This is a genomic window from Streptomyces sp. NPDC021080 (genome assembly GCF_044333225.1).
GTDB lineage: Bacteria > Actinomycetota > Actinomycetes > Streptomycetales > Streptomycetaceae > Streptomyces.
On record NZ_JBIRQM010000005.1, the window covers coordinates 67,930 to 94,587 of the forward strand.

The 26,658-nt window shown below is 71.7% G+C and carries 18 protein-coding genes and 1 pseudogene; 14 read left to right on the forward strand and 5 right to left on the reverse strand.

What is annotated here, in order from left to right; all coding sequences use genetic code 11:
• Window positions 1–8: 8 nt before the first annotated feature.
• Window positions 9–2,054, forward strand: a complete 2,046-nt coding sequence (locus ACH4S8_RS13635) for an ATP-dependent DNA helicase (RefSeq protein WP_398393295.1) — start codon at window positions 9–11, stop codon at window positions 2,052–2,054.
• A 132-nt stretch (window positions 2,055–2,186) separates the two neighbouring features.
• Here the strand turns inward: ACH4S8_RS13635 and lexA are convergent, their stop codons facing one another.
• The gene (lexA, locus tag ACH4S8_RS13640; protein WP_261708535.1) at window positions 2,187–2,963 is read right to left on the reverse strand and encodes a transcriptional repressor LexA; all 777 of its coding nucleotides are present in this window, start codon (window positions 2,961–2,963) and stop codon (window positions 2,187–2,189) included.
• Between the two features lie 519 nt (window positions 2,964–3,482).
• On the opposite strand from lexA, the gene nrdR reads away from it, so the two are divergent.
• From nrdR to ACH4S8_RS13655, 3 genes are all read left to right on the forward strand, one after another.
• On the forward strand, window positions 3,483–4,034 hold the full coding sequence (gene nrdR, locus ACH4S8_RS13645) for a transcriptional regulator NrdR (RefSeq protein WP_398393298.1): 552 nt from the start codon (window positions 3,483–3,485) through the stop codon (window positions 4,032–4,034).
• A gap of 161 nt (window positions 4,035–4,195) precedes the next feature.
• The gene (locus ACH4S8_RS13650) at window positions 4,196–7,102 is read left to right on the forward strand and encodes a vitamin B12-dependent ribonucleotide reductase (protein WP_398393300.1); all 2,907 of its coding nucleotides are present in this window, start codon (window positions 4,196–4,198) and stop codon (window positions 7,100–7,102) included.
• A gap of 249 nt (window positions 7,103–7,351) precedes the next feature.
• Window positions 7,352–8,032, forward strand: coding sequence for a DUF6215 domain-containing protein (locus tag ACH4S8_RS13655; RefSeq protein ID WP_398393302.1), 681 nt, complete (start codon window positions 7,352–7,354; stop codon window positions 8,030–8,032).
• Between the two features lie 70 nt (window positions 8,033–8,102).
• Here ACH4S8_RS13655 and ACH4S8_RS13660 read toward each other — a convergent pair whose 3' ends face one another.
• Window positions 8,103–8,636 (reverse strand): TerD family protein, encoded by a 534-nt coding sequence (locus ACH4S8_RS13660; protein ID WP_398393304.1) that lies wholly within the window; start codon window positions 8,634–8,636, stop codon window positions 8,103–8,105.
• A 154-nt stretch (window positions 8,637–8,790) separates the two neighbouring features.
• Between ACH4S8_RS13660 and ACH4S8_RS13665 the strand changes: the two genes are divergently transcribed.
• From ACH4S8_RS13665 to ACH4S8_RS13680, 4 genes and pseudogenes are all read left to right on the forward strand, one after another.
• Window positions 8,791–9,396 carry a YdbC family protein gene (locus tag ACH4S8_RS13665; RefSeq protein WP_398393306.1) on the forward strand — a complete coding sequence of 202 codons (606 nt, stop codon included), beginning with the start codon at window positions 8,791–8,793 and terminating at the stop codon, window positions 9,394–9,396.
• Between the two features lie 125 nt (window positions 9,397–9,521).
• Window positions 9,522–10,182: pseudogene (locus ACH4S8_RS13670) on the forward strand (histidine phosphatase family protein).
• A 12-nt stretch (window positions 10,183–10,194) separates the two neighbouring features.
• Complete coding sequence (locus tag ACH4S8_RS13675; protein ID WP_398393308.1) at window positions 10,195–11,124, forward strand: ADP-ribosylglycohydrolase family protein; 930 nt, start codon at window positions 10,195–10,197, stop codon at window positions 11,122–11,124.
• A 621-nt stretch (window positions 11,125–11,745) separates the two neighbouring features.
• Window positions 11,746–13,467 carry a DUF4153 domain-containing protein gene (locus ACH4S8_RS13680; RefSeq protein WP_398393310.1) on the forward strand — a complete coding sequence of 574 codons (1,722 nt, stop codon included), beginning with the start codon at window positions 11,746–11,748 and terminating at the stop codon, window positions 13,465–13,467.
• Between the two features lie 188 nt (window positions 13,468–13,655).
• Here ACH4S8_RS13680 and ACH4S8_RS13685 read toward each other — a convergent pair whose 3' ends face one another.
• Entirely contained in the window at window positions 13,656–15,203 is a 1,548-nt protein-coding gene (locus ACH4S8_RS13685) for an MFS transporter (RefSeq protein WP_398393312.1), read from the reverse strand.
• Between the two features lie 275 nt (window positions 15,204–15,478).
• On the opposite strand from ACH4S8_RS13685, the gene ACH4S8_RS13690 reads away from it, so the two are divergent.
• The 3 genes from ACH4S8_RS13690 (at window position 15,479) to ACH4S8_RS13700 (ending at window position 17,669) form a co-directional block, all read left to right on the forward strand.
• Window positions 15,479–16,102, forward strand: coding sequence for a TetR/AcrR family transcriptional regulator (locus tag ACH4S8_RS13690; protein ID WP_398393314.1), 624 nt, complete (start codon window positions 15,479–15,481; stop codon window positions 16,100–16,102).
• A gap of 170 nt (window positions 16,103–16,272) precedes the next feature.
• Entirely contained in the window at window positions 16,273–16,974 is a 702-nt protein-coding gene (locus ACH4S8_RS13695; RefSeq protein ID WP_398393316.1) for a ribonuclease HII, read from the forward strand.
• A 68-nt stretch (window positions 16,975–17,042) separates the two neighbouring features.
• The gene (locus ACH4S8_RS13700; RefSeq protein ID WP_398393318.1) at window positions 17,043–17,669 is read left to right on the forward strand and encodes a hypothetical protein; all 627 of its coding nucleotides are present in this window, start codon (window positions 17,043–17,045) and stop codon (window positions 17,667–17,669) included.
• 490 nt (window positions 17,670–18,159) lie between these two features.
• Here ACH4S8_RS13700 and ACH4S8_RS13705 read toward each other — a convergent pair whose 3' ends face one another.
• Both ACH4S8_RS13705 and ACH4S8_RS13710 read right to left on the reverse strand, forming a co-directional pair.
• On the reverse strand, window positions 18,160–18,792 hold the full coding sequence (locus ACH4S8_RS13705; RefSeq protein ID WP_398393320.1) for a hypothetical protein: 633 nt from the start codon (window positions 18,790–18,792) through the stop codon (window positions 18,160–18,162).
• 224 nt (window positions 18,793–19,016) lie between these two features.
• Window positions 19,017–21,221 (reverse strand): RecQ family ATP-dependent DNA helicase, encoded by a 2,205-nt coding sequence (locus tag ACH4S8_RS13710; protein WP_398393322.1) that lies wholly within the window; start codon window positions 21,219–21,221, stop codon window positions 19,017–19,019.
• 132 nt (window positions 21,222–21,353) lie between these two features.
• Between ACH4S8_RS13710 and ACH4S8_RS13715 the strand changes: the two genes are divergently transcribed.
• The 3 genes from ACH4S8_RS13715 to ACH4S8_RS13725 all read left to right on the forward strand — a co-directional run bounded on the left by ACH4S8_RS13715 (window position 21,354) and on the right by ACH4S8_RS13725 (window position 26,622).
• The gene (locus tag ACH4S8_RS13715; protein ID WP_398393324.1) at window positions 21,354–23,096 is read left to right on the forward strand and encodes a DUF4192 domain-containing protein; all 1,743 of its coding nucleotides are present in this window, start codon (window positions 21,354–21,356) and stop codon (window positions 23,094–23,096) included.
• A gap of 503 nt (window positions 23,097–23,599) precedes the next feature.
• Complete coding sequence (locus tag ACH4S8_RS13720; protein ID WP_398393326.1) at window positions 23,600–25,735, forward strand: glycogen debranching N-terminal domain-containing protein; 2,136 nt, start codon at window positions 23,600–23,602, stop codon at window positions 25,733–25,735.
• A 128-nt stretch (window positions 25,736–25,863) separates the two neighbouring features.
• A complete protein-coding gene (locus ACH4S8_RS13725; protein ID WP_351121542.1) occupies window positions 25,864–26,622 on the forward strand; it encodes an NUDIX hydrolase in 759 nt (252 codons plus the stop codon).
• Window positions 26,623–26,658 lie beyond the last annotated feature (36 nt).

The window sequence follows — 26,658 nt, forward strand, 5'->3', positions numbered from 1 at the left end:
GCAGCGCTATGACAAAGCCCTCACTCCCCGAACTCCTCCATGCCGCCGTCACCGCCGTCGGCGGTACGGAGCGCCCCGGCCAGGTGACGATGGCCGAATCCGTCGCCGCCGCCATCGACGACAGCTCCCACCTGCTGATCCAGGCGGGCACCGGCACCGGAAAGTCGCTCGGCTACCTGGTGCCCGCGCTCGCGCACGGCGAGCGGGTCGTCGTGGCGACAGCCACCCTCGCGCTCCAGCGCCAGCTCGTGGAGCGGGACCTGCCGCGCACCGTCGACGCGCTGCACCCGCTGCTTCGCCGCCGCCCCGAGTTCGCGATGCTGAAGGGCCGGTCGAACTATCTGTGCCTGCACCGCCTGCACGAGGGCGTGCCGCAGGACGAGGAGGAGGGCCTCTTCGACCCGTTCGAGGCGGCCGCGCCCAGCAGCAAGCTGGGACAGGACCTGCTGCGGCTGCGCGACTGGTCGGACGAGACCGAGACGGGGGACCGCGACGACCTCACCCCCGGCGTCTCCGACCGGGCCTGGGGCCAGGTGTCGGTGTCCTCCCGGGAGTGCCTCGGCGCCACCAAATGCGCCTACGGAGCGGAGTGCTTCGCCGAGATGGCCCGCGAGCGGGCCAAGCTCGCCGAGGTCGTCGTCACCAATCACGCGCTGCTCGCGATCGACGCCATCGAGGGCGCGCCGGTCCTGCCGCAGCACGAGGTGCTGATCGTGGACGAGGCCCACGAGCTGGTCTCCAGGGTCACCGGTGTCGCCACCGGCGAGCTCACGCCGGGACAGGTCAACCGTGCCGTGCGCCGCGCCGCCAAGCTCGTCAACGAAAAGGCCGCCGACCAGCTCCAGACCGCCGCCGAGGGCTTCGAGCGCCTGATGGAGCTGGCCCTGCCGGGCCGCCTGGAGGAGATCCCCGAGGACCTCGGGTACGCGCTGATGGCACTGCGCGACGCCGCCCGCACGGTGATCACCGCCCTCGGTTCCACCCGCGACAAGTCCGTCCAGGACGAGGACGCCGTACGCAAGCAGGCCCTGGCGTCCGTCGAGTCCGTGCACGCCGTGGCGGAACGCATCGCGAACGGCTCGGAGTGGGACGTCGTCTGGTACGAACGTCATGACCGCTTCGGAGCCTCGCTGCGCGTCGCCCCGATGAACGTGTCCGGGCTCCTCAGGGAGAAGCTCTTCGCCGACCGGTCGGTCGTCCTCACGTCCGCGACCCTCAAGCTCGGCGGCGACTTCAACGGAGTGGGCGCGTCGATGGGGCTCGCCCCGGAGGGCACGCTGGGGGAGGACCTCCCCCAGTGGAAGGGCGTCGACGTCGGCTCGCCCTTCGACTACCCCCGGCAGGGCATCCTCTATGTCGCCCGGCACCTGTCGCGCCCCGCGCGGGACGCCGACCGGGGGGACATGCTGGACGAGCTCACCGAGCTGATCCAGGCCGCCGGCGGCCGTACGCTCGGTCTGTTCTCCTCGATGCGCGCGGCCCAGCTCGCGGCCGAGGAACTGCGGACCCGCATCCCCGAGTACCCGATCCTGCTCCAGGGCGAGGAGACGCTCGGCGAGCTGATCAAGAACTTCGCGGCCGACCCGAAGACCTGTCTGTTCGGCACCCTCTCGCTCTGGCAGGGCGTGGACGTGCCGGGCCCCAGCTGTCAGCTGGTCGTCATGGACAAGATCCCCTTCCCCCGCCCCGACGACCCGCTGATGAGCGCACGCCAGAAGGCGGTCGAGGAGAAGGGGGGCAACGGCTTCATGTCCGTCGCCGCCACCCACGCCGCGCTCCTCATGGCCCAGGGCGCCGGCCGTCTCGTCCGTGCCTCGGGGGACCGGGGTGTGGTGGCCGTGCTGGACCAGCGTCTGGCCACGGCCCGTTACGGCAGCTATCTGAAGGCCTCGCTCCCGGACTTCTGGTACACCACGGACCCGGGCCAGGTCCGCAGATCCCTCGCGGCGATCGACGAGAAGGCCCGGACGGCCGAGGAGGCCGCGGCGAAGTCCGACGACGCGGCGGGCCGGGAGATCGAGGTCGACGAGACCGAGACCGACGAGACCGCGTAGCGCGCCTGCGGGAGTCCGCACGGCCGCCGGGGGACCGGACGGCCCGGCGGGCGAACGAACAGGACCCCGGAACCGGCGCAGTGGTTCCGGGGCCCGGTCAGGGGCGGGGGCGGCGGACCGCCCGTCGCGGTGTCACACCCGGCGCAGTACGGCGACGACCTTTCCGAGGATGGTCGCCTCGTCGCCGGGGATCGGCTGGTACGCGGAGTTGTGCGGCAGCAGCCACACATGTCCGTCCTCGCGCTTGAAGCGCTTCACCGTGGCTTCGCCGTCCAGCATCGCGGCGACGATGTCACCGTTCTCGGCGACCGGCTGGCGGCGGACCGTCACCCAGTCCCCGTCGCAGATGGCGGCCTCGATCATCGAGTCGCCGACGACCTTCAGGACGAACAGCTCCCCGTCGCCGACCAGCTGGCGGGGGAGCGGGAACACGTCCTCCACCGACTCCTCGGCCAGGATCGGGCCGCCGGCGGCGATCCGGCCGACGAGCGGTACGTAGGACGCGGCCGGCTTGCCCGCCGTGTCCGTCGGCTGCACCGAGGACTGGTCCGAGCCCCGTACCTCGTACGCGCGCGGGCGGTGCGGGTCCCGCCGCAGGAAGCCCTTGCGCTCCAGTGCCATCAGCTGATGTGCGACGGAGGAGGTGCTGGAGAGGCCGACGGCCTGTCCGATCTCCCGCATCGACGGCGGGTAGCCGCGCCGCTGCACGGAGTCCCGGATCACCTCGATCACCCGGCGCTGCCGGTCCGTGAGTCCCGAGCTGTCGGCCCGGATGCCTGGAGGTCGGCCGGGCAGGGAGCGCTTTGGCCCCTCATGATTCGCGGGTTCGTTCATCACATGCACCGGCTCGAGTCGGCCCTGGGAGCGGTCCTGGGCGGTGATGGTGGCGCTGTCTGCGGTGGTGGTCACGTCGGCCCCTCTCGATGGTCTCCCTGCTGCACAACGGTAGTTGCTTTCGAAAGGTTGCGCCAAACACACGTTCGAGTGAAAAACCGTGAATTGCCTGACGTAAACATGTGTCCGGGTGTATGACCGGCGACGTGCCCGGCGGACGAGAGGGTCTTCCGCTGTACCCTTCACCGCCGTGGGCGGCAGTCGTACCGGCTGACCTGGGTCGTCGTCCAGTCTGCCATCCGACGGCCGGCCGGCCGGGGACCGGTCCTCTTCCGTGCGTCGGCCACGCTATCCCCGTGTGTCCGGGATGGGTATGCCTGTGCGGCACGTGCCCTTACGTGTATGACACGCGCGTCGTGGGCGAATTCGCGACCCGATCCCCCACATCTAGTGGTTGGATTGCGGAGGCATCCCAGAACTTGTGGTCCCCCGGGTCTCCCGACCCTCGGGCATCGCCTATGCTTGAGGCTGCTTCGAGGGGCCCGTGAGGCCCCGCGAGGTTCCTGAGTCGTGCTGTGAAGGAGGGTTGGAGCCATGCACTGCCCCTTCTGCAGGCACCCGGACAGCCGCGTCGTCGACAGTCGTACGACCGACGACGGCACGTCGATCCGCAGGCGCCGCCAGTGCCCCGACTGCTCCCGTCGTTTCACGACCGTGGAGACGTGCTCGCTGATGGTGGTGAAGCGCTCCGGTGTGACCGAGCCCTTCAGCCGCACCAAGGTCATCAACGGAGTGCGCAAGGCGTGCCAGGGGCGGCCCGTCACCGAGGACGCGCTCGCCCAGCTCGGCCAGCGGGTCGAGGAGGCCGTGCGAGCCACCGGAAGCGCCGAGCTGACCACCCACGATGTGGGGCTGGCCATACTCGGACCCTTGCAGGAACTCGACCTCGTGGCCTACATGAGGTTCGCGTCCGTGTACCGGGCCTTCGACTCGCTCGACGACTTCGAAGCCGCCATCGCGGAACTCAGGCAGGTGAATCAGCGCCCCGCCGCGGACGACGACGTCCCGGACGCGGTGCGCAGGAAGACCGAGGACGGGCCCGGCGGAACCGTGGAGGTTCCCGTGCCCGCCACCGCCGCCGACTGACCGCGGACCGGACCCTCCGGGCGTCCGGGCCCGCCCGCGGGCGGCGACCACAGACTTGCAGCGCACGGCCGCTACCGCGGCGTGCGCGGCATCAGACACAGACCGTGCCACGGGAAGTTCGCGGCACTTCAGCGCGTTTTAGCCTGTTACAGGGAGGCGGCATGACAGAGACGGCGAGCGGTCCGGCACGAGGTTCCCGCGTCAAGGGCGGAGCCAAGGCCAGCAAGGGACTGCGCATCGAGCGCATCCACACCACCCCCGGCGTGCACCCGTACGACGAGGTGGAGTGGGAGCGCCGTGACGTCGTCATGACCAACTGGCGCGACGGCTCGGTCAACTTCGAGCAGCGTGGCGTCGAGTTCCCCGGCTCCTGGTCGGTGAACGCGGTCAACATCGTCACCAGCAAGTACTTCCGCGGTGCCGTCGGCACCCCGCAGCGCGAGGTGAGCCTCAAGCAGCTCATCGACCGCATCGTGAAGACGTACCGGAAGGCCGGCGAGGACTTCAAGTACTTCGCCTCGCCCGCCGACGCCGAGATCTTCGAGCACGAGCTGGCGTACGCCCTCCTGCACCAGATCTTCAGCTTCAACAGCCCGGTCTGGTTCAACGTCGGGACCCCCCAGCCCCAGCAGGTCTCCGCCTGCTTCATCCTGGCCGTCGACGACTCCATGGAGTCGATCCTCGACTGGTACAAGGAAGAGGGCATGATCTTCAAGGGCGGCTCCGGCGCCGGCCTGAACCTCTCCCGCATCCGCTCCTCCAAGGAGCTCCTCTCCTCGGGCGGCAACGCCTCGGGTCCCGTCTCCTTCATGCGCGGTGCCGACGCCTCCGCGGGAACGATCAAGTCGGGCGGCGCCACCCGCCGCGCGGCCAAGATGGTCATCCTGGACGTGGACCACCCCGACATCGAGGACTTCATCCAGACCAAGGTCAAGGAAGAGGAGAAGATCCGCGCCCTGCGTGACGCGGGCTTCGACATGGACCTGGGCGGCGACGACATCACGTCCGTCCAGTACCAGAACGCCAACAACTCGGTCCGCGTGAACGACACGTTCATGAAGGCGGTCGAGGAGGGCGGAACGTTCGGCCTCACCTCGCGCATGACCGGAGAGGTCATCGAGAAGGTCGACGCCAAGTCCCTCTTCCGCAAGATGGCCGAGGCCGCCTGGGCCTGCGCCGACCCGGGCATCCAGTACGACGACACGATCAACCACTGGCACACGTGCCCGGAGTCCGGTCGTATCAACGGCTCGAACCCGTGCAGCGAGTACATGCACCTGGACAACACGTCCTGCAACCTCGCCTCGCTGAACCTGATGAAGTTCCTGAAGGACGACGGCAAGGGCCACCAGTCCTTCGACGTCGAGCGCTTCGCCCAGGTCGTCGAGCTGGTCATCACCGCGATGGACATCTCCATCTGCTTCGCCGACTTCCCGACCGAGAAGATCGGCGAGAACACCCGCGCCTTCCGCCAGCTCGGCATCGGTTACGCCAACCTCGGCGCCCTCCTGATGGCGACCGGCCACGCGTACGACTCCGACGGCGGCCGCGCGCTCGCCGGCGCCATCACCTCCCTGATGACCGGTAGGTCGTACAAGCGTTCCGCCGAACTCGCCGCGGTCGTCGGCCCGTACGACGGCTACGCCCGCAACGCGCAGCCCCACCAGCGCGTCATGAAGCAGCACGCCGACGCCAACACCGCGGCCGTCCGCATGGACGACCTGGACACCCCCATCTGGGCCGCCGCCACGGAGGCCTGGCAGGACGTGATCCGCCTCGGCGAGAAGAACGGCTTCCGCAACGCGCAGGCCTCCGTCATCGCCCCCACCGGCACCATCGGTCTCGCGATGTCCTGCGACACCACCGGCCTCGAACCCGACCTCGCGCTGGTCAAGTTCAAGAAGCTGGTCGGTGGCGGCTCGATGCAGATCGTCAACGGCACCGTGCCGCAGGCCCTGCGCCGCCTGGGCTACCAGGAGGAGCAGATCGAGGCGATCGTCGCCCACATCGCCGAGCACGGCAATGTGATCGACGCCCCCGGCCTCAAGCACGAGCACTACGAGGTGTTCGACTGCGCCATGGGCGAGCGCTCCATCTCCGCGATGGGCCACGTCCGCATGATGGCCGCGATCCAGCCCTGGATCTCCGGCGCGCTCTCCAAGACGGTCAACCTGCCGGAGACGGCGACCGTCGAGGACGTCGAAGAGGTCTACTTCGAGGCGTGGAAGATGGGCGTCAAGGCGCTCGCGATCTACCGCGACAACTGCAAGGTCGGCCAGCCCCTCTCCGCCAAGACCAAGGAGAAGGAGAAGTCCGCGACCGACGCCGTCACGGCGAAGGCCGAGGACACCATCCGTACCGCGGTCGAGAAGGTCGTCGAGTACCGCCCGGTCCGCAAGCGTCTGCCCAAGGGCCGTCCCGGCATCACGACCTCCTTCACGGTCGGCGGCGCCGAGGGTTACATGACCGCCAACTCCTACCCTGACGACGGTCTCGGCGAGGTCTTCCTGAAGATGTCGAAGCAGGGCTCCACCCTCGCGGGCATGATGGACGCCTTCTCCATCGCCGTCTCGGTCGGCCTGCAGTACGGCGTGCCGCTGGAGACGTACGTCTCGAAGTTCACGAACATGCGCTTCGAGCCGGCCGGCATGACGGACGACCCGGACGTGCGGATGGCGCAGTCGATCGTCGACTACATCTTCCGCCGCCTGGCGCTGGACTTCCTGCCCTTCGAGACGCGCTCCGCGCTCGGCATCCACTCCGCCGAGGAGCGTCAGCGTCACCTGGAGACGGGTTCCTACGAGCCCGCCGATGACGAGGTCGACGTGGAGGGTCTGGCCCAGTCCGCGCCCCGCGCGCAGGAACTGAAGGCCGTCGCCGCCCCGAAGGCCGAGGCCGTCGTGGCCGAGGCTGCGCCGAAGCAGGTCCGCACCAGCGCCGAGCTGGTCGAGATGCAGCTGGGCATCCAGGCCGACGCCCCGCTCTGCTTCTCGTGCGGCACGAAGATGCAGCGGGCCGGGTCCTGCTACATCTGCGAGGGCTGCGGTTCGACGAGCGGGTGCAGCTGACACCGAGCGCCTCGAGGGCGTGACGTAGCTGGTCAGGGCGGTGGAGCAAGCAGTCGGCTCCACCGCCCTCGGCGTTGCCGGGGTGGTGCCGGCGCGTGCGGAGGCCGGTTCCTCGCGCGGTCGGGCCCGGCCGTTCCGCGTGCCGCGGCGCGAAGGCCCCGGACCATGGCGGAATTCGCCTTTCCCACGAAACGATCAACGGCTAGTCTCCCTCCGCGCGCATGGGGCGCGACGGGGGAGGCGGGGGACATGGCCGACAAGGTGGCCGGATCGAAGAGAGGCCTGAACGCGGCGGTTCAGGCATGCGCGGCGGTGGCGCTGGTCGCGGGCGTCACGGGGGGTATATGGGGGCTCTCGCGGGTCCTTCCGAACAACCACGACGCCGACGACCCGGCCAGGTGCTCCGACCGGCTCGGCACCCCGCCGCCGAAGCGCGTCTCCGGTGAGCAGCTGTGCCAGGCGCTCAACCGCTCGGACCTGCCGGTCCTCCTCGGGACGCCCGACGAGCACGCGCAGACGGCACACGGCGACGACAGCGTGATCACCCTCGACGGTGGCACCAAGATCACCAGCCCGGAAGCGAACGTCACGCTGAAGACGTACTCCGTGAAGCTGGTCGCCTCGGACGACCGGCTCTCCGTCGCCCAGGGCCTCGATCTGCTTCCGAAGGCGCAGCCGAGGCAGATCCTGGGCCACCCGGCGGTCCTCTACTCGGACCGGACGATCGCCCTCAGTTTCGGCTCGGGCAAGGCCGAAAGCGGCCCCGGCGGCGTCGCCCGCAGCCTGCTGGTCGCCAAGGACGCCAAGGGGGGCGGCGGTTCGTTCGAGATCACCATCTGGCGTCAGGACGACGTGGCACCCGACGACGCGGCGTTGTTCCGCGTCGCCGAGCTGGTGCTGCCGACGGTCCCGGGCTGGAAGAGCGGCTGAACACCCGCCGCCGGGTGAGTCCGGGACCGAAGGCCGGCACAGCGTGCGCACCCGGACGCCGGGTCGTGCCTCAGGCCTCCTGCGGGCTGCCCATGACCCTGGCGAAGGTCGCCGGGTCGGTGTCGAAGCCGTGGATGCCCGCGTGGAACGTCCATTCCCCGGAGTGGTCGCGCACGAACTCCCCGATGGTCGCGGCCGTCGAGCCCGGTACGTCGCCGAAGTCCCCCTCGGTCAGGACGGTGTAGCCCTCGCGCAGCCGGAAGGCGGGGTTGAGGACACTGGCGAAGGTCCGCGCCTCGGTGCGCTGCTGGATGAGGACACCGACGACCACGCGCGCGTAACGGCTGTCCAGGCGGTCGAGTTCCAGGGTCATGACCTCGTCCCAGCCGAAACCCTTGCCGTCCTTGCTGTCGCGGTTCAGATAGATGGTGCCGTCCGGCGAGCGGCTGCCGAAATACACCACGTAGTCCGGGTTTCCGTGCGGCGCGGACGCCAGATACGTCGCCGCGACGATGTCGAGATCGGTCGCGGGCTCACCTACGGGACTGGGATCCCACTTGATCGCCAACTCGGCCTTGCGGATCCCCTTGTTGAGACCGTTCACCGGATGTCCCCTCCCCGTTCCTCAACAGTCACCGGTCCAACTCCCCTGAGAGTAGGGCCGGTTGTCCATCGTGCCACGCGCGTCGGGGCGTGCGCCCGGATCCACTCCGCCAGAGCGTGACCGGCGCCACGTTCCTGGGCCTTACGATGGCGCGGTGCTGGTCAAGTGGATTCGCTGCACCGTGGTCGACCGCCGCGGTTTCGAACGGGGGCAGCGAAAGTGGGCGGGGCTCCTGGGGGAGCCGGGATTCCGGGGACAGGGGGGAGGATGGAGCGTGGGACGGTCCGGCGTCGCGCACATCTTCTCGTTCTGGGAGAGCCGCGCCTTCTACGACTCCTTCATGGCCCGGTCCCATGACCGGCTCGCCGCCTCGCAGTCGGGCACCTTCAAGGACTTCCAGGCCAAGCTGTTCGACCACCGCTTCGACGTGAAGACGGGCTTCGAGCCGCGCTTCACGGACTCCGACACGGTCCGGGTCGCGCACTGCCGTGTCCACGAGGACCGTGCGGAGCACTTCGCGCTCATGCAGGAGAAGGTCTGGAACCCCGCGATGGCCGGGTCGCCCGGCATGATCCGGGGCATGTTCGGCGAGGCGCCCGGCAGCGAGTTCCTGGTCCTGTCCATGTGGCAGTCGGCCGCCGAGCACGGCAAGTACCGCGCCGAGCGGGTGGAGCGGCTGGCACTGCGCGCCCAACTGGAGGCCGACATAGCCGCCCTCGCGGGGGACGTCGTGCAACTGGAACCCGGCTGGATCGTCTGACGGCACCCCCTCCGGGTTCCCGGCGGCCCCGTCGGGCGAACTGCTGTTCGAGGAATGGTGTGACCTGCGCCTTATGGAACCCGTACGACCGCTCGAACGGGGCCGGCACGATCTAGGGTTTTGGCATGGCACGACCACGGCGCATCGTCCTTGTCCGGCACGGCGAGTCGGTGGGCAATGCCGATGACACCGTGTATGAACGCGAGCCCGACCACGCTCTGGCGCTCACGGAGACGGGGTGGCAGCAGGCGGAGGACACCGGCAAACGGCTGCGTGAACTCTTCGGCAATGAACGCGTAAGCGTTTACGTCTCTCCTTATCGCCGTACCCACGAGACGTTCCGGGCCTTCCACCTCGACCCCGGTCTCGTCCGGGTGCGCGAGGAGCCGCGACTGCGCGAGCAGGACTGGGGCAACTGGCAGGACCGTGACGACGTACGTCTCCAGAAGGCCTACCGCGACGCGTACGGCCACTTCTTCTACCGGTTCGCACAAGGCGAGTCCGGCGCCGACGTGTACGACCGGGTCGGCGGCTTCCTGGAGAGCCTGTACCGGAGCTTCGAGGCCCCCGACCACCCGCCGAACGTGCTCCTGGTGACCCATGGCCTGGCCATGCGGCTGTTCTGCATGCGCTGGTTCCACTGGACGGTCGCCGAGTTCGAGTCGCTCTCCAACCCGGGGAACGCGGAGGTGAGGATGCTCGTTCTGGGGGAGGACGGCCGGTACACCCTCGACCGTCCCTTCGAGCAGTGGCGTGATCCGGAAGTCGTACGGAGCCACCGGATAGAGTGGCAGGGCGATGATCGCTGACTCCTCTCCCGAAGGGCGCTTCGAGCGCGCCCTCGCCAGCCTGCGCGGACTCGCGGTGGGAGACGCGCTGGGCTCGCAGTTCTTCGTGCCCGCGAACTACCCGCTGCTCAAGCGCCGAGAGCTGCCTCCCGACCCCTGGCAGTGGACCGACGACACCGAGATGGCCTGCTCCGTGGTCGCCGTCCTGGCCACGCACCACCGCATCGACCAGGACGCACTGGCCCACTCCTTCGCGCACCACCACGACTTCGACCGCGGGTACGGCCCGGCGGTCAACCGACTGCTGCGCCTGATCCGGGAGGGCGGCGACTGGCGCGAACTCGCGTCGGCCCTCTTCAAGGGACAGGGCTCCTGGGGCAACGGCGCCGCGATGCGGATCGCCCCCCTGGGCGCCTGGTACGCCGACGACCCGGAGCAGGCGACCCACCAGGCCGAGATCTCCGCCTATCCGACGCACCAGCACCGTGAGGCCGTCGTCGGTGCCATGGCCGTCGCCGCGGCCGCCGCGCTGGCCGCCGACCCGGCGGGCCCGCCGAGCGCGGAGGCCCTGCTCGACGGCGTCATCGCGCTCGTGCCCCGCAGCGCCGTGGGGGCCGGCCTGCGCCGCGCCCGGGACATGCTCGACTACGGGGACGCCGCGACCGTGGCCGCCGTACTGGGCTGCGGACGGCGTACGTCGGCCCACGACACCGTTCCCTTCGCCCTCTGGTCGGCCGCCCGCGCCCTCGGTGACTACGAAAAGGGCTTCTGGGTCACCGCCCAGGTCGGTGGTGACGTGGACACGACCTGCTCCATCGTCGGCGGCGTGGTCGCCTCCGGGAAGGCGGGAGCGCCCCCCGGGGCGTGGCTGGACGCCACGGAGGCGCTGCCCGAATGGCTGCCGGGGCCCGTGTCCGGGCGTACCGGCAGCGGGGCGTAGAGCCGGAGGTCTCCGGCCGAGGGTGCCCGGGCCGTCGAGCCGGTGGGGCGGTGCGAGGGCGGCGCCGCACGGCGGGCCGTGGGTCTGTGGGCCGCGGGCAGGGGCCCTGCGCGGGTCCCCTGGCCGGCGGACGCGGAGGACGGGCGCCGGCGCCTGTGTCACAGGCTTGCTACAGCAGCCCCGTAGCGCCGTCGTGAGCCGCAAGACCCGTGGATACCCTGTGCGCCACGCCGCCCGTTGATCATGGCGGGCGTGTGCCGACGAGATGCCGGCCGCCAGCCTCTCCGCCGCAGTGCGCGATCCGGGCTGCCCGGTGGCCGGCGGGGAGGGGATCCCTTGTCCGACATACCGTCCACGCCCGAGCCCGAAGACGGAGCGCCGGCGCAGCGGAGGAGAGCCGAGGCGCGCGAGGAGACTTCGGGAGCCGAGTCCCGGCTTCCGGAGGGACCGGAGCCCGCGGACGCCACGGATCCGGCCGTACCGGGATCCGCCGGGCGGCGCCCGGACACCGGTGCCGGGGTCACGCCGAAGGCGGCCGAACAGGGGGGTGCGGCCGAACCGGGGCGGGCGGACGGGCTCGGAGACGGCGCCGGGGCCGGGGGAGACGCCGGAGCCGGGGGCGTGAACGGCCCTGGGGGCGAGCCGGAGGACGAGGACGGGCCCGTGACCGCGGACCGGTCCGCGGGTGAGGGCGAGCGCGGGAACGGGGGCGAGCCCGGGGACGATGAGACCGGCGACGCGCGAGGGCGTGGCGGACGGCCCTCGGCCGGGCGGACGGCCGGGGTGGACGGCAGGGCGCGGTCCGAGGCCCCGCGCTCCCCGCACGGGGGCGTCGGCAAGACACCCCCGTCGCCCGCTCCCGGTCTGTGGTCGCCGGAGCTGTGGGCCACGTCGGCCGCCCCGGTGCGTACGCCGACGTTGTGGGCCGTGCTCGCGACCGGAGTGCTGAGCATGCTGCTCCTCGACGGCGGTCTGGCGATCAACCTCCTGCTGGTCGCGATACCCGCCGCGCTCGCCGCGTACTTCGCGGGCCGGGCCGCAGGACGTTCCACGCGCGCGTGGAGCCTGGTCTGGGGCATCGGCGGCCTCGGTCTGCTGGTCGTGCCCGCTCTGCGGGACGCGGACTGGCCGTCGTTCCTGGCCGTCGTCACGGCGATCGGACTCGGCTCGCTCGCGCTGAACGGCGGCCGCACCTGGCCCGCGGTTCTGCTCGGCCCCATCGGCGTGGTGAACTCCGTGGTCACCGGTGTCGCCTGGGGCTGGCGCGGGCTGCGGGAACGATTCGGCGGTGCCCGTCGCGGTGTGGGTGTAGGACTCCGCGCGTTCATGGTGAGCGCGGTCCTGCTGCTGGTCTTCGGGGCGCTGTTCGCCGGGGCCGACGCCGCCTTCGCCGATCTGCTCGGCGACCTGGTACCGGACACCTCGGTCGCCGGCGGCCCCTGGCGTGTGGTGCTTCTGGCGTCAGGCCTGGTCGTGGCACTGGCCGTGGCCCGTACGGCGGCCGCGCCCGTGCGGCTGGACCGGGTCGTGGTGCGGCCCGGGCGCCCGCGCAACCGCGTCGAGTGGGCCCTCCCGCTGATCGTGCTCACCGTGCTCTTCGCGGCGTTCAACGCGGTCCAGCTCGTCGTCCTCTTCGGCGGATACGACGCCGTGCTGAAGAAGACCGACCTGTCGTACGCCGAGTACGCGCGTCAGGGCTTCTGGCAACTGCTGATCGTCACCCTGCTGACCCTGCTCGTCGTGGTGTTCGCGCTGCGCTGGGCACCCCGCGACGGCGCGGGCGACCGGAAGCTCGTACGGGGCGTGCTGGGAACTCTCTGCGCGCTGACGCTCGTTGTCGTGGCATCCGCTGTGCGACGTATGGACATGTATGTGGAGGCCTATGGGCTGACGCGGCTGAGGATCTCGGTGCTGGCCGGGGAACTGTGGCTGGGCCTGGTCATCGTGCTCATCATGGCGGCCGGGGTGTGGGGCGCGCGCTGGCTGCCCCGTGCCGTCGCGGCCAGTGCGGCGGCCGGCGTCCTCGCGTTCGGGCTGATGTCGCCCGACAGCCTGATCGCCGAGCAGAACGTCCAGCGGTACGAGGACACGGGCAGGTTCGACCTCCTGTACGCCCGCGAACTGTCGGCCGACGCCGTACCCGCCCTCGACAAGCTCAAGGAGCCGATGCGTTCCTGTGTGCTGAGGTCGTTCGCCGACGACCTCAGCCAGGACGACGCACCTTGGTACGCGACCAGTTGGGGCGAGGCCCGGGCCCGGGACGTCCTGCGCGACCACCCGCCGGCCGCGTCCGCCGACGGGAGCGTGTGCGCCTCGTTGGCGGAGACGTCCGAGTACCGCTGAACGCCTCCTTCCGGCGTTTCGGCGGACCCGGCCGCTGCTCCGTACGGCGGCCGGCGGCTGGCCCCTGCCGCGGGCCGCTGCTCCGTATCGCGGGCGGCGGCTGCTCCGTACCTCGGGCGGCCGGGCCGTGGTCGCCATGGGCCAGGGCCCCGGCCAGGACCGCGCCCCGGCCTTCCGCGGTCGAGCCCTCAGCCCGCGGCCGGTCCCGCCGTACCGGCGAGAGCCTCCAGGTCGCTCTTGCGGACCCTGATCACCAGCGCCGCGGTGGTCAGGGCGAGCAGGGCCATGCCCACGGCGGGCACGAAGGCGGTGGAAATGCCGTGGGCGAGCACGTCGTGTCCCCAAGGGGCGGGCAGCTGGTGGGTCTTGGCGAACGCCGCCTTCTGCTCGGCCGAGCCGTCCGCCAGGAACTTCGGCATTTGCCGGTGCGCCTCGTCGCGGCTGGCCGAGCCGAAGACCGTGGTAAGGATGGAGAGGCCGAGCGAACCGCCCACCTGCTGCGTGACATTGAGCAGACCGGAGGCCGCCCCCGCCTCGTGCTGGGCGACACCGGAGACCGCGGTCACCGTCAGCGTCACGAAGTTCAGGCCCATGCCGAAGCCGAACAGCAGCATCGGGCCGAGGACCCCGCCCGCGTACGAGTCGTCGGGGCTGATGAAGGTCAGCCAGCCGAGCCCGAGGGCGACGAGTGACGAGCCGGTGACCATGAACGGCTTGGGGCCGAGCACCGGCAGGAAGCGCTGTGAGAGACCCGCGCCCACCGCGATCGCGACGGTCACCGGGAGGAAGGCCACACCGGCCGAGATCGGCGTGTATCCCAGCACGTTCTGCACGAACAGCACGATGTAGAAGAACATCCCGAACATCGCGGCGGCGAGGCTCAGCATGATCAGATACGTGCCCGAACGATTGCGGTCGGCGAACATCCGCAGCGGGGTGATGGGTTCACGTGCCCGTGTCTCGATGATCCCGAAGGCCAGCAGCAGTACCGCGGCCGCGCCGAACGACCCGATCGTGAGGCCGTCCCGCCAGCCGTTCTCGGCCGCGCGGATGAAGCCGTAGACCAGGGATGCCATGCCGGCCGTCGAGGTGAGCGCGCCCGCGACGTCGAAGCGGCCCGGGTGGCGCCGGGACTCGTTGATGTACACCGGCGCCAGAACGGCGATCAGGATGCCGATGGGCACGTTGACGAAGAGGACCCACCGCCAGTCGAGCCACTCCGTGAGCATGCCTCCGGCGAGCAGGCCGATGGCGCCGCCGCCGGCCGAGACCGTCGCGAAGACGGCGAAGGCCCGGTTGCGCTCCGGGCCCTCGGGGAAGGTCGTCGTGATCAGGGCCAGCGCGGTCGGCGAGGCGATCGCGCCGCCCATGCCCTGCAGGGCCCGCGCCGCCAGCAACTGCCAGGGTTCCTGGGCGAGTCCGCCGAGCAGCGAGGCGAAGGTGAACAGCAGGATGCCGGTCATGAAGACCCGGCGTCGGCCGAGGATGTCACCGGCCCGCGCGCCGAGAAGCAGCAGGCCACCGAAGGTGAGGGTGTACGAACTGACCACCCATGTCAGGTCGGTCGTACTGAAGTCGAGGGCGTCTTGAATGTGCGGGAGTGCGATGTTCACAATCGTCGCGTCGAGTACCACCATGAGTTGGCAGGCCGCGATGACGGCGAGCGCGATGCCGGGATGCCCCTCCCGGCGGGCCGCACCTGACTTGCTGTCCTGAATCAGTTGAGAGGTTGTCACTATGCTTCCCCCACAAGTGCCTTAGTGAACGCTCGCGTTCACTGCCGCGTCAACGGTAGTGAGTCCCCGTCAGTGAACGCAAGCGTTCACTGAATCGCTCTCCGATGATGTCGGCACGGCGACCCGCCCCGCACGAAAGCCCGATCCCGAACTTCCCGATCCCGAACTCCCCGATCTGGACTCCCGGGCTTGAATCCCCGGACCTGAATCCCCGGGCTTGAACTCCCGGGCCCGAACTCCCGGAATTCCGCTCCCTGTACGACGGAGACACTCTGATGGTTACTTCGCGTTGGACGGCCGCCCCCGCTCAGGCGTCCTCCCCGCGCCGGCGCGGTGCCGTGCTCGAGCGCGCGATCCTGGAAGCCGCCCTGGAGCGGCTCGGCGCGGTCGGTTGGAACGGCTTCACCATGGAGGGGGTGGCCGCCGGTGCCCGGACCGGCAAGGCCGCGGTCTACCGCCGCTGGCCCTCGAAGGCGGACCTGGTCGCGGACGCACTCCAGGCCGGACTGCCGGACCTGACCCCGGCTCCCGACCTCGGCAGCGTCCGCGAGGACCTGCTGGAGGTGTGCCGGCGCGTACGCGAGGCGATGTTCTCGCGGTCGGGGATCGCGCTTCGCTCGGTGCTTCACGAATGCGATGTCAGGCAGGCTGAACACTTCAACCGGGTCATCGTCGGCGGAGTCGTCGAGCCCACGCTCCAGCTGCTCCGCGAGGTCGTTCAGCGTGGGATTGAACGGGGTGAGGTACGACCCGACGCCGTGAACTCCTACGTCTTCGACGCCATCCCGGCGATGATGATGTATCGCTCCAAGGTGTGCGCGAGCGAATGGAGTGACCTGGATCTCCAAGAAATGATCGACCAGATGATGGTCCCGCTGCTGTGTGCGCGCGTCGGCTGACCGGCCCGAGCGGGTTCGCCGACGCGCCTGCGCGGGCCGGCCGGCCGACGCGCCCGGGCCGTCCTTGCCGATGTGTCCGAGCCCTCCCCGCCGGCGTCGGGGAGGGCTTTCCCGCGGCCCGGGGACCTGGGTGTCGTGAGGGGCTCCGGGCGGCGTAGTCTGAGGGCGCCATGCCGTACGAACCCCCCACTCATACCGTCGAGCGCTCCCTCCGCGCCACGACCGGAGCGAAGGTCATTGCCGGTGTCGACGAGGTGGGACGCGGTGCCTGGGCGGGCCCCGTCACCGTCTGCGCCGCCGTCACCGGACTGCGCCGGGCTCCCGAAGGGCTCACCGACTCCAAGCTCCTGACCGTCAGGCGCCGTACCGCGCTCGCCGTGGAGCTGGAGAAATGGGTGACGGCGTACGCCCTCGGGCACGCCTCCCCCGAGGAGATCGACCGGCTGGGGATGACGGCCGCGCTGCGCCTCGCGGCTGTACGCGCGCTGGAAGTCTTGCCGGTCCGCCCCGACGCGGTCATCCTCGACGGGAAGCACGACTATCTCGGCGCCCCATGGACGGTCCGTACGGTGATCAAGGGCGACCAGTCCTGCATCGCCGTCGCGGCTGCCTCGGTGATCGCCAAGGTGCGGCGCGACAAAATGATGGCCGAACTGGGCATCGACCATGCAGACTTCGGCTTTGCGGCCAACGCCGGGTATCCGTCGCCGGTCCACAAAGCCGCGCTGGAGGAGCGGGGACCCACCCCGTACCACCGGTTGTCGTGGGCGTATCTTGATGCGCTGCCCCAGTGGCGGCACCTCAAGAAGGCCCGCAGCTCGGCGGACGGAAGCGTTCCGGAGATCGAGGGCCAGCTCGGCTTCGATTTCTGACGACTCCGTTCGCACTCATGTGCCACCCGCCGGGGCGAGTCGCACCGGCGTTTGATAGATATCAGCTCATGCCTCTCATTCCCGAGGAGCCTCAGATTCACGAGAGTGCCCAGGGTCCCCGCGTCACTCCGGCCAGTGGCCGCACCGCGCCGACCCCTCGCCCCGTACCCGGTCCCCGTCCCGCGGCTCCGCCGCGTCCCGGCCGCCCGGGTCCTGTCCGGCCGATGCCGGTCCAACGCACCCCGCGCGAGCCGGTCGTGGCCGCGCCGGGGCCGTCCGCCAAGCCGGCCGCACCCGCGGCCGTCGCCCCGCAGATCCAGCTCGTCCCGGCCTCGGCCGACGGTGCGCTGGACGCAGCGGAAGAAGCCGTCGACCTGCTGCTGGAGTCGGGCCGCGCCCCCGGTGAGGTGCTGGTGATCACCACCGGCGATCCGCACCCGTGGGCCGCGCACGAACTCTCCTTCGGCGAGGCCGCCTACTGGGCGCAGCACGACGCCGGCGACGACGTCTTCTACGCCGACGCCGCTGCCGCGCGCCGGGCCGCTTCCCGTCCCGTGGTCGTGGTCGCGGTCAACGGTGGTTCCGGCGAGACCGCCGCGACCGCCCTGCCCCTGGCCCTCGGCCGGGCCGGTGCCCTGCTGATCGTCTGCGGCGACCCGCAGCAGATCAACTCGGTTCTGGCCGCAGGCGTCTGAGCGCGTTCCGGACCCGGTCCGGAACGCGCCCGGCGGGACGCTGAGGGTGCCGCCACGGCGGCACCTGTACGGCGGTCGCCTCGGCGTGCCCGCGTGCGTTCACTCCCGCAGGTGCCCGGTCTGCCGCTCGTTCGTGTGATGCGCGGCGCCCTGCCGCGCGCCCGCCCCTCCCCCGAGGACCCTCCGGCTCCCGGTGGGCGTCACGAGGCGGAGCCTGACCGCTGTCCGCGTCCGCCTTTACGGCCGACAGTCGGTGCCGGACGGCGCTGCGCCCGGCATCCGTGTGGTCACCCGACGCGCACGCCGTTGCCCGCATGCGCCTTCCGCGCCACGGAGCGTGGACGTGCCCCCGGATCCGGTCGGCGTGGGATCCGGTTCGCGCGTCCGCGGCACATCCGCACACGAGTGGTACGGCCCTGGTGCCCGCCGGGCCGGGCGTGCGCGGCCCGCCTTCCCCCGGGGCGGGCGACGCACACGACTCACCCACCTCTCAGCGGGCGGCCGCCCGGCGCATCACCTCGGACGCGACGCCCCCGGTGCGAGGGAGCGGAGGCAGCACCTCGCCCACGTAGAACTCCGGCGCCGACTCGGAATTGGGGCGGCGTCCGCCGCGGCCCTCGCCGAGAACCTGCCAGCCGTCACGTGTCAGTGTGATGTACGCGCCGCACCGCAGCCCGTGGAGCGTGCAGGCGTCCCGCAGCCCCCACATCCAGGCCCCGTCCTCCTCCGTCCAGCGCGCGTCGCCGTCCCGGCAGTACATCAGTACGGCCGTGCGCGCGGGAGTACGGCGCCGCAGATCGTGCGGGATGACCCGGCGCAGCTGTGCGAGCAGCGCGTTGCGGAACATCCAGCCGTCCGCGGGTGCCGGACGCCGGGTGAAGGAGGCGCTCGCCATCAGCCGCTCGTCCTGGTCGAGCACCGCGACGACCGCGGTCGACGGTCTGGGCCGGTGCCGGGCGTGAAGGCCGCTGACGACCTCACGGGGATCGCGCAGAAGCGGAATTCCGGCCGAGGCCCATTCGGCGGGTTCCAGCATGCGGGTCAGTGGGTTGGTGGAAGCGGCGGACAGGTCGGGAGACGTCGACAAGGTTGCCGCCGAGGACGGAGCGAATCCGAAGGTCACGGTCCTCCCTTCGGCTACGTGCCCGGACAGCGGGCGGGGTCGGACTTGGGGGAATGGCACGCCGCAGCAGAGCCCTACCGGACCACGGGCAAACCGTGCGGGGAGCGGAGCTCAATTCTTCCTGTCGAACTGGGATGCGGCAACGAGCAATTGATGTCACCGACCGTTTTCGGGCGATTAACTCCCTATATACCTGCCCGGTGTTTCGAATCGCGACACACGAGTCACGCCTGTATGGCGAGGACCAGCGGCAACACCGCCTGGGCACCCGCTCTGCGCAGCATCCGCACCGCCACCGCCAGCGTCCAGCCCGTGTCCGTGGCGTCGTCCACCAGCAGAACCGGACCTTCCGTTTGTTTCAGGACCTCGGCCAGCCGCGGTGGCACGGTCAGGGCCCCGTCGAGTGCCTTCAGTCGCTGCGCACTGTTGCTCCGGGAGACCGGGGACGCCTCGCCGACGTACTCCACGGACCCCAGCAGCGGCAGCCGGCCGATCTCCGCGATCCGCGCACCGAGCGAGTGGATCAGCTGCGGCCGCGAACGCGAGGCGATGGTCACCACCCCGACGGGGCGCGGCGGCGCGTCGGGCTGCCCCGAGGCCCAGCCGCCGGGGCCCTTGGCCCAGTCGGCCAGGACACCGACCACGGCCTGCGCGACATCGTCCGGAACAGGCCCGTCCGGGGCCTGCGGGGCGAACATCGGCCGCAGTCGGTTGCCCCAGCCGATGTCCGAGAGCCGTCCCAGGGCGCGCCCCGGAGCGGCCTGTTCGCCTGCCGGGATGCGGCCCTTCAGTTCGACGCCGACCGCGGCCAGCCCGGTCGGCCACATCTTCCGGGGCTCGACCTCGACGCCCGCGCGGTCCAGTTCGCCGTTCGCCGCGTCCAGTGCGGCGGCGGACACGGACGCCTGGAACCGCGCGCCGGCGCAGTTGTCGCAACGCCCGCACGGCGCGGCTCCCTCGTCGTCCAGCTGCCGCCGGAGGAACTCCATGCGGCAGCCGGTCGTCGCCACGTAGTCCCGCATCGCCTGTTGCTCGGCCGCCCGCTGCTTGGCGACCCAGGCGTAGCGCTCGGTGTCGTACGTCCAGGGCATGCCCGTGGAGATCCAGCCGCCCTTGACCCGGTGCACGGCTCCGTCCACGTCGAGCACCTTGAGCATGGTCTCCAGGCGGGACCTGCGCAGCTCGACCAAGGGTTCCAGCGCGGGCAGGGAGAGCGGGCGCTCGGCCCGGGCCAGCACGTCCAGAGTGCGCCGCACCTGCTCCTCCGGGGGGAACGCGACCGATGCGAAGTACTCCCAGATCGCCTGGTCCTCCTTGCCCGGCAGGAGCAGCACCTCCGCGTGCTCCACACCGCGGCCCGCACGTCCCACCTGCTGGTAGTAGGCGATCGGGGAGGAGGGGGAGCCCAGGTGCACCACGAAGCCCAGGTCGGGTTTGTCGAAGCCCATGCCCAGCGCCGACGTGGCCACCAGAGCCTTGACGCGGTTGGCGAGCAGGTCCTCCTCGGCCTGCTGGCGGTCGGCGTTCTCGGTCTTCCCGGTGTACGACGCCACGGTGTACCCGCTCTGGCGCAGGAACGCGGAGACCTCCTCCGCCGCGGCCACCGTCAGCGTGTAGATGATCCCGGAGCCCGGCAGGTCGTTCAGATGCTCGGCGAGCCAGGCCATCCGGTGCGCGGCGTCCTGCAACCGCAGCACGTTGAGGCTCAGGCTCTCCCGGTCCAGCGGGCCGCGCAGGACCAGCGCGTCGGTGCTCACGCCGGTGCCCAGCTGCTCGGCGACGTCGGCCGTCACGCGGGCGTTGGCCGTCGCGGTGGTGGCCAGCACCGGGGTGTCGGGCGGGAGGTCGGCGAGCATGGTGCGCAGGCGGCGGTAGTCCGGCCGGAAATCGTGGCCCCAGTCGGAGATGCAGTGTGCCTCGTCGACCACCAGCAGGCCGGTGGCCGCGGCGAGCTTGGGCAGCACCTGGTCGCGGAAGTCGGGATTGTTCAGCCTTTCCGGACTCACCAGCAGGACATCGACCTCGCTCGCCGCCACCTCGGCCTGGATGCTCTCCCACTCCTCCGTGTTGGAGGAGTTGATCGTCCGTGCGCGGATTCCGGCGCGGGCCGCCGCCTCCACCTGGTTGCGCATCAGGGCCAGAAGCGGCGAGACGATCACCGTGGGTCCGGCACCCTGCCCGCGCAGCAGCGCGGTCGCGACGAAGTACACCGCGGACTTGCCCCAGCCGGTGCGCTGCACGACCAGCGCTCTGCGCTTGTCGGCCACCAGCGCCTCGATGGCGCGCCACTGGTCCTCGCGCAGCCGCGCCTGGCCCGCCCGCGCGCCGACCAGGCGGGCCAGGACGGCGTCGGCCGTGGCCCGGAGGTCTTCGCGGGCGGCGTCGTGTGCGTTGCCGGGGACTGTGGGTCGCGGGTCTTCGTTGGTCATGGCTCCATGCAACCGGATGGGTCCGACAAAGCGCGAACGAGCCGTCGAGCTGTGGACGACTTCTGGCGTGGTCATGGTGATGGTTATCCACAGGCCCAACCGGAATTTCGCGATCCGCGGGATGGTCACCGCATGACGAATCACGACGAAGCGACCGGCACGTCCGGCGACAAGGACATCAGCGCGCTCGGTGGATGCGGCTGGAACCCCGGGCGTGACCGGGCCGGCGGCGAAGACGGTCACGGCAGTCGGAGCGACCGGAGCGAGCCGGGCGGCCACGCGGGCGAGGTGTGGGACGAGCCTGGTGGCCGGTCCGGACACGAGGGCGGGGACCGGTCGGTCCCGAAGACCGGCCCCGCGGTCCCCGGCGGTTCGGCCATTCCCGGCTTGCTGCGCCACGGGGACGGAGCGGGCCGTGCCCGCGACGACCGTCACACGGGCGGCGTGGGTCTCCCCGGCGGGGAGCACCAGGTGACACTCCGGACCCCGGCGGAGCTGGCCGACGCGCTGCCCTATCTCCTCGGTTACCGCCCCGACGACAGCATCGTGCTGGTCGCCCTGCACGACCACGAACGGCGGGGCCGGTTCGGCGGCCGGGCCCGTCTCGGCATCCCGGCCCACGCCGAGGACTGGCCGTCCGCCTCCGACCAGCTCGTGCAGGGACTGGTGAAAGGGAGCGAGCGCCGGGGCGCCCGCCCCGGGAGCATGGTGGCGTACCTGTGCCAGGAACCCGGGAGCGGTGAATCGGGGCGGGACGTGAAGGAACGCCTGCGCCCGCTGGCTCAGCTGCTGCGGACGGCCTGCGGACGCCTCGACGTTCCGGTGATCGAGGCTCTCTGCATCTCCGACGGCCGCTTCTGGACGTACACCTGCCCGGGGCAGGGCTGCTGTCCGGCGGAAGGCACGGCGATGGGGCTGCCGGGCACATCCGTGCTCGCAGCCGCCGCGACGTACGCGGGCCTTCAGGTACGCGGATCCCTGAAAGACCTGACAGCCAGGTTTCTTCCCTGGGAGTCCGCCGTCGCGCTGGGCCAGGAGGTGGCGCTGGACACGGCCAGCATGGCCCTCGTGCCGAGGATCCTGGGGGACGACAGCCGGGCCGAGGTGGCCGAGGAGGCACTCGCACTGGCTCGGCGGATCAGGGACCGGTTCGCGGCGGCTTCTCCCGTCTCGGGCACGCGTCCGTCGGACCTGCGCGACGACGGACTCCTGGAGAACGACGAGGCCGCCACGCTGATCCTCGGCCTCCAGGACCGCACGACCCGTGACCGTGCCGCGCAGTGGATGGAGGGCGACGAGGCCGCCCCGGCGCTGCGCCTGTGGCGGGCGCTCGCCCGTCGCTGTGTCGGCCCCTACCGCGAGCACGCCGCGGCACCCTTGACCCTCGCGGGGTGGGTCGCCTGGTCCATGGGCGACGAGTTGGAGGCACGGGAAGCGCTCGCCATGGCGCTCGGCGCCGATCCCGACTATCTGTTCGCCCGCCTTCTCCACCAGGCGTGCAATGAGGGCCTGGACCCGGAATCCGTCCGGCGCTGCCTGCGCGCGGAGCGTACGGGCAGCGGCCCGACCGAGGTGGAGCAGCAGAGCGATTCCGGTACGCCACTTCCGGCGGGCGGCCTGACGACGCCCGGTTCTCCAGCGCCGGACACCCAGCCCCCGGCAACCACCGTTCGCCGCCGTCGCAGGCCCCGTTCGACGGCGAACGCCAGTGGCCGACCGGACCGGCGCGGCCCCGGAAGCCCGGCTGCCCAAGGGCGCCGCCTGGCAGGCGGCGCCTCATCGGCCGGGGACCGGCCGCGGCGGTCGGCGGAGCGGGCGGACGGCCGGCTGCGCGGACGGGGCGACAGCGGGCTCGGTGCCGGGGAGGACGGGTGAGCGGCCGGGGCACAGCAGAGCGGTGCAGGTCGGGGACGAGGAGCGGGCGGACGGCTCGGCGGGTGAGGGAGAGGCCCGGGCCGGGGCCCGGACGGACTGCTCGGCCGAGGCGGGGCGGGGCGGCGCCCGGGACGAGGACCGGCCTGACTGCTCGGCCGAGGCAGGGTGGGGTTCCCGATGCCACGAGGGCGGGCCGTGTCCTGATCTCTCCGCGATCGGCCGGGGTGTTTCGTTGCGGCCACGTCACCCTCCGCGCCGCCCGCCGCCACTCGACCGGTGCTCGTGAGACCGGTGCTGGTGGGGCCGGTCGGCCGACCCGCCGCCATTCGGTCGGCTTCACCCGGGAAATGCGTGACCCGGGGCAGGGCTGCCCCGTTCACCTGAGTGGCGGAATCCGTGGCCGGATTGCGCCGCCGCAACACCCGCGACCCCGCGGAGCCCCCCACCAGGAGCACAGGAGCCGAGCGGGCTCCAGGCGCACCGAGCGCGGAGGAAGCCACCCCATGTCCATGCCCCATCCGCCCTCGGCACCCGACGACCCCCGTCCGTCCGGGCACGAATCCGCACAGCCCGTCGGACACGGGGGCGCTCCGGCCGCCCCACGAGCCGGCCGTGACGCAGGCGCGCCCTTCATCCCCGCGGGGCGCGGCCCCGGCGTTCCCCGGACGCCCCTTCCCGTGCCGGGCCGGCCGGCGGACCTGCCGCCCGCTCACAGCACCCTGATCTGTGCCGCTCTTCCCGGACTCGTGATCTCGACGGAGGAAGGACAGCTGACCGGGCGCGGGCTCGAGGGCTTCTACATGGCGGGCAGGCGGATTCTGTCCCGCTGCCTGGTCCGGGTCGCGGGCCGGGAACCGCTCGCGATGCAGGCCCGGATGCTCGCGGCCGACCGGGCCCGCTTCGTGGGTACGCTGCGCGCCTCTCCCGACACCGGCCCGGACCCCGACCTGGTCGTCGAGAGAACCCGCCATGCGGAGGGCATCGAACGGATCACCCTGCGCAGCTCGGCTCTTCGGGCTCTGCGCCTGCCCGTCGAGGTGGCCCTCGGCACGGACCTCGCGGAACTGGGCGACGTCGCCTCGGGACGGTCCGGGCCCGAGTTGCAGGCCAGTGTCCACGCCGCAGGCCTGCGCTGGTCCTGCCCCACGGGATACGTGACCGTCACCGCCGACCCGCCGCCCACCGACGCCCTGGCTTCGGCAGGACTGCTCCGCTGGGAACTCGAACTGCCGCCGGGCGGCACTCTCACCCTGGAACTGCGCGTCAGACCGGACGGCCAGGGGCCGGTCAGGGCGGCGGGCCGCGGCGCGGCGAACCCGTTCGCCGAGGCCCAGGTGCTGAGCGACGAGCCCGGGGCCGAGGCGCTCCTGCGCACCTGCGTCGACGACCTCCGGGCCCTGCTGCTGCGCGACCCCCGGCACCCGGCCGACACCCACCTCGCGGCCGGAGCTCCCTGGCGCTGCGGACTGGCGCCGGCCGAGGCGCTGGCCGCGGCCCGGATGACCCTGCCGCTCGGCACGCGTCTTGCCGTGGGCACGCTGCGGACCCTGGCCCGCTCCCAAATCGCCGGTCCGGGACCGCACCGCGGACTGATTCCGGGCCCGCTCCGGGACAGCGGGCCACACCTGCCGCCGGGCTGCACCGCGACCGAGGCGACACTGCTCTTCCCCGTGCTCCTCGCGGAGGCCCGGCGGTGGGGGCTGGCCGAGCGGGAGGTGGAGGAACTGCTGCCCGCGGCCGAGCGGTGTCTGGAGTGGCTGCGGACCGCAGTCGGCGACGGCACCTATCTGGCCGACCCCCAGCCGGGCGGACCGTTCCGCTGCGAGACGCAGGCACACGCGCATCGCGCGGCGCTGCTCGGTGCCGAGCTGCTCGACGCCCACGGCCGGACCGGTGGTACGGGACTGCGGCAGTGGGCCCAGGCCATGCGGAACGCGTTCCGCGACGACTTCTGGGTCGAGGACGGGGGCGGTGGCCGACCGGCCGCCGCCCGCACCCAGGACGGACGCTCCGTGCCCCAGTCGGCTTCGGGTACCGCCCATCTCCTCGACACCGGCTTGTCGGGTTCGGGAGAGATGGCCCCCGGACTGCTCGACAAGGCGCGGACCGAACAGCTCGCGCGGCTGTTCGGCGGTCCGGCCATGGACTCGGGCTGGGGGCTGCGCAGCCTCGGGGTGAAGGAGGCGGCGTACAACCCGTTCGGTCATCGCAGCGGGGCCGTGCGCGTCCAGGAGACGGCCGTCGCCGTCACGGGGCTCGCCGCCGCCGGTCATGAGCAGGAGGCGGGTTGGCTGCTGCGCGGAGTACTGGCGGCGGCCGAGTCCTTCGGTGGCAGACTGCCCGAGATGTACGCGGGGGAACAGCGCACACGGGGGAGTGCCCCGCTTCCCCATCCGGCCGCCTCCCGGCCCGCGGCCACCTCGGCCGCCGCCGGGGTGCTGCTGCTCTGCTCCCTGGCCGGTATCCGCCCCGATGTGCCTGCGGGCACCGTGACCCTGCGCCCGTTCAGGGCCGCACCCCTGGGCGAGATCGCGCTCACGGGCCTGCGGATCGCGGGCGCCCCCTTCTCCGTCCGCGTCAGCGGACTCGGGCTCGCCGAGGTCGAGGAATCGGGCGACGGACTGCAGTTGGGGATGTGACGTCGGGAGACGGGTCCCTGACGGAACGCACTCGGCGGTGGGGTGCCGTACGGGACGGAAGTCGATCAGCCATGGACCGGGCTCCTGAAGGAGGTGTTTATCGTCAGGCAGACGACTATGATCGCGGCATGCCCTACGACCCGTCAGCCTTTCCGCCCTTCGCCGTGACCGTGGACCTGGTCGTGCTGACCGTGCGCCGCCATGCCCTGTGCGCGTTGGCGGTACGGCGGGGCGAGCAGCCGTTCCAGGGGCGATGGGCACTTCCCGGCGGCTTCGTACGGACCGACGAGGACCTCGCCCAGGCCGCCGCACGCGAGCTGGTCGAGGAGACGGGCCTGTGCGCCCACGACCCCTCCGTGCCTGCACAGGACAACGGCGCGCACCTGGAGCAGCTCGCGACCTACGGCGACCCCAAGCGCGACCCCCGGATGCGCGTGGTGAGCGTCGCGCATCTCGCCCTCGCCCCCGACCTGCCCGCTCCCCGGGCCGGCGGCGACGCGAACAGCGCCCGCTGGGCACCTGTCGAGGAACTGCTGCAACAGGGCGGGTACGGACGTGACGGGGAGCAGGCGGCACCCCTCGCGTTCGATCACGCGCAGATCCTCTCGGACGGCGTGGAGCGCGCCCGTTCCAAGATCGAGTACTCGTCGCTCGCGACCGCTTTCTGCCCGACCGAGTTCACCGTCGGCGAGCTGCGCCGCGTCTACGAGGCCGTGTGGGGCGTGGCGCTCGACCCGCGCAACTTCCACCGCAAGGTGACCGGTACGCCGGGCTTCCTCGTGCCCACGGGGGGCACGACCACGCGCCAGGGCGGCCGGCCCGCCCAGTTGTTCCGTGCGGGCGGTGCCACGCTGCTCAACCCGCCGATGCTGCGTCCCGAGGTCTGAGGAAGGCGGCGAACGCGGTGGAGGGTCCCGGGCCTC

What these genes read in the sequence shown, in the direction of transcription:
- ACH4S8_RS13635 (WP_398393295.1), top strand. Translation starts at nt 9, where the DNA reads ATGACAAAGCCCTCACTCCCCGAACTCCTCCATGCCGCCGTCACCGCC.
- ACH4S8_RS13710 (WP_398393322.1), bottom strand. Translation starts at nt 21,221, where the DNA reads ATGACCAACGAAGACCCGCGACCCACAGTCCCCGGCAACGCACACGAC.
- nrdR (WP_398393298.1), top strand. Translation starts at nt 3,483, where the DNA reads ATGCACTGCCCCTTCTGCAGGCACCCGGACAGCCGCGTCGTCGACAGT.
- ACH4S8_RS13700 (WP_398393318.1), top strand. Translation starts at nt 17,043, where the DNA reads ATGCCTCTCATTCCCGAGGAGCCTCAGATTCACGAGAGTGCCCAGGGT.
- ACH4S8_RS13655 (WP_398393302.1), top strand. Translation starts at nt 7,352, where the DNA reads ATGGCCGACAAGGTGGCCGGATCGAAGAGAGGCCTGAACGCGGCGGTT.
- ACH4S8_RS13650 (WP_398393300.1), top strand. Translation starts at nt 4,196, where the DNA reads ATGACAGAGACGGCGAGCGGTCCGGCACGAGGTTCCCGCGTCAAGGGC.
- ACH4S8_RS13725 (WP_351121542.1), top strand. Translation starts at nt 25,864, where the DNA reads ATGCCCTACGACCCGTCAGCCTTTCCGCCCTTCGCCGTGACCGTGGAC.
- ACH4S8_RS13675 (WP_398393308.1), top strand. Translation starts at nt 10,195, where the DNA reads ATGATCGCTGACTCCTCTCCCGAAGGGCGCTTCGAGCGCGCCCTCGCC.
- ACH4S8_RS13690 (WP_398393314.1), top strand. Translation starts at nt 15,479, where the DNA reads ATGGTTACTTCGCGTTGGACGGCCGCCCCCGCTCAGGCGTCCTCCCCG.
- ACH4S8_RS13715 (WP_398393324.1), top strand. Translation starts at nt 21,354, where the DNA reads ATGACGAATCACGACGAAGCGACCGGCACGTCCGGCGACAAGGACATC.
- ACH4S8_RS13695 (WP_398393316.1), top strand. Translation starts at nt 16,273, where the DNA reads ATGCCGTACGAACCCCCCACTCATACCGTCGAGCGCTCCCTCCGCGCC.
- ACH4S8_RS13720 (WP_398393326.1), top strand. Translation starts at nt 23,600, where the DNA reads ATGTCCATGCCCCATCCGCCCTCGGCACCCGACGACCCCCGTCCGTCC.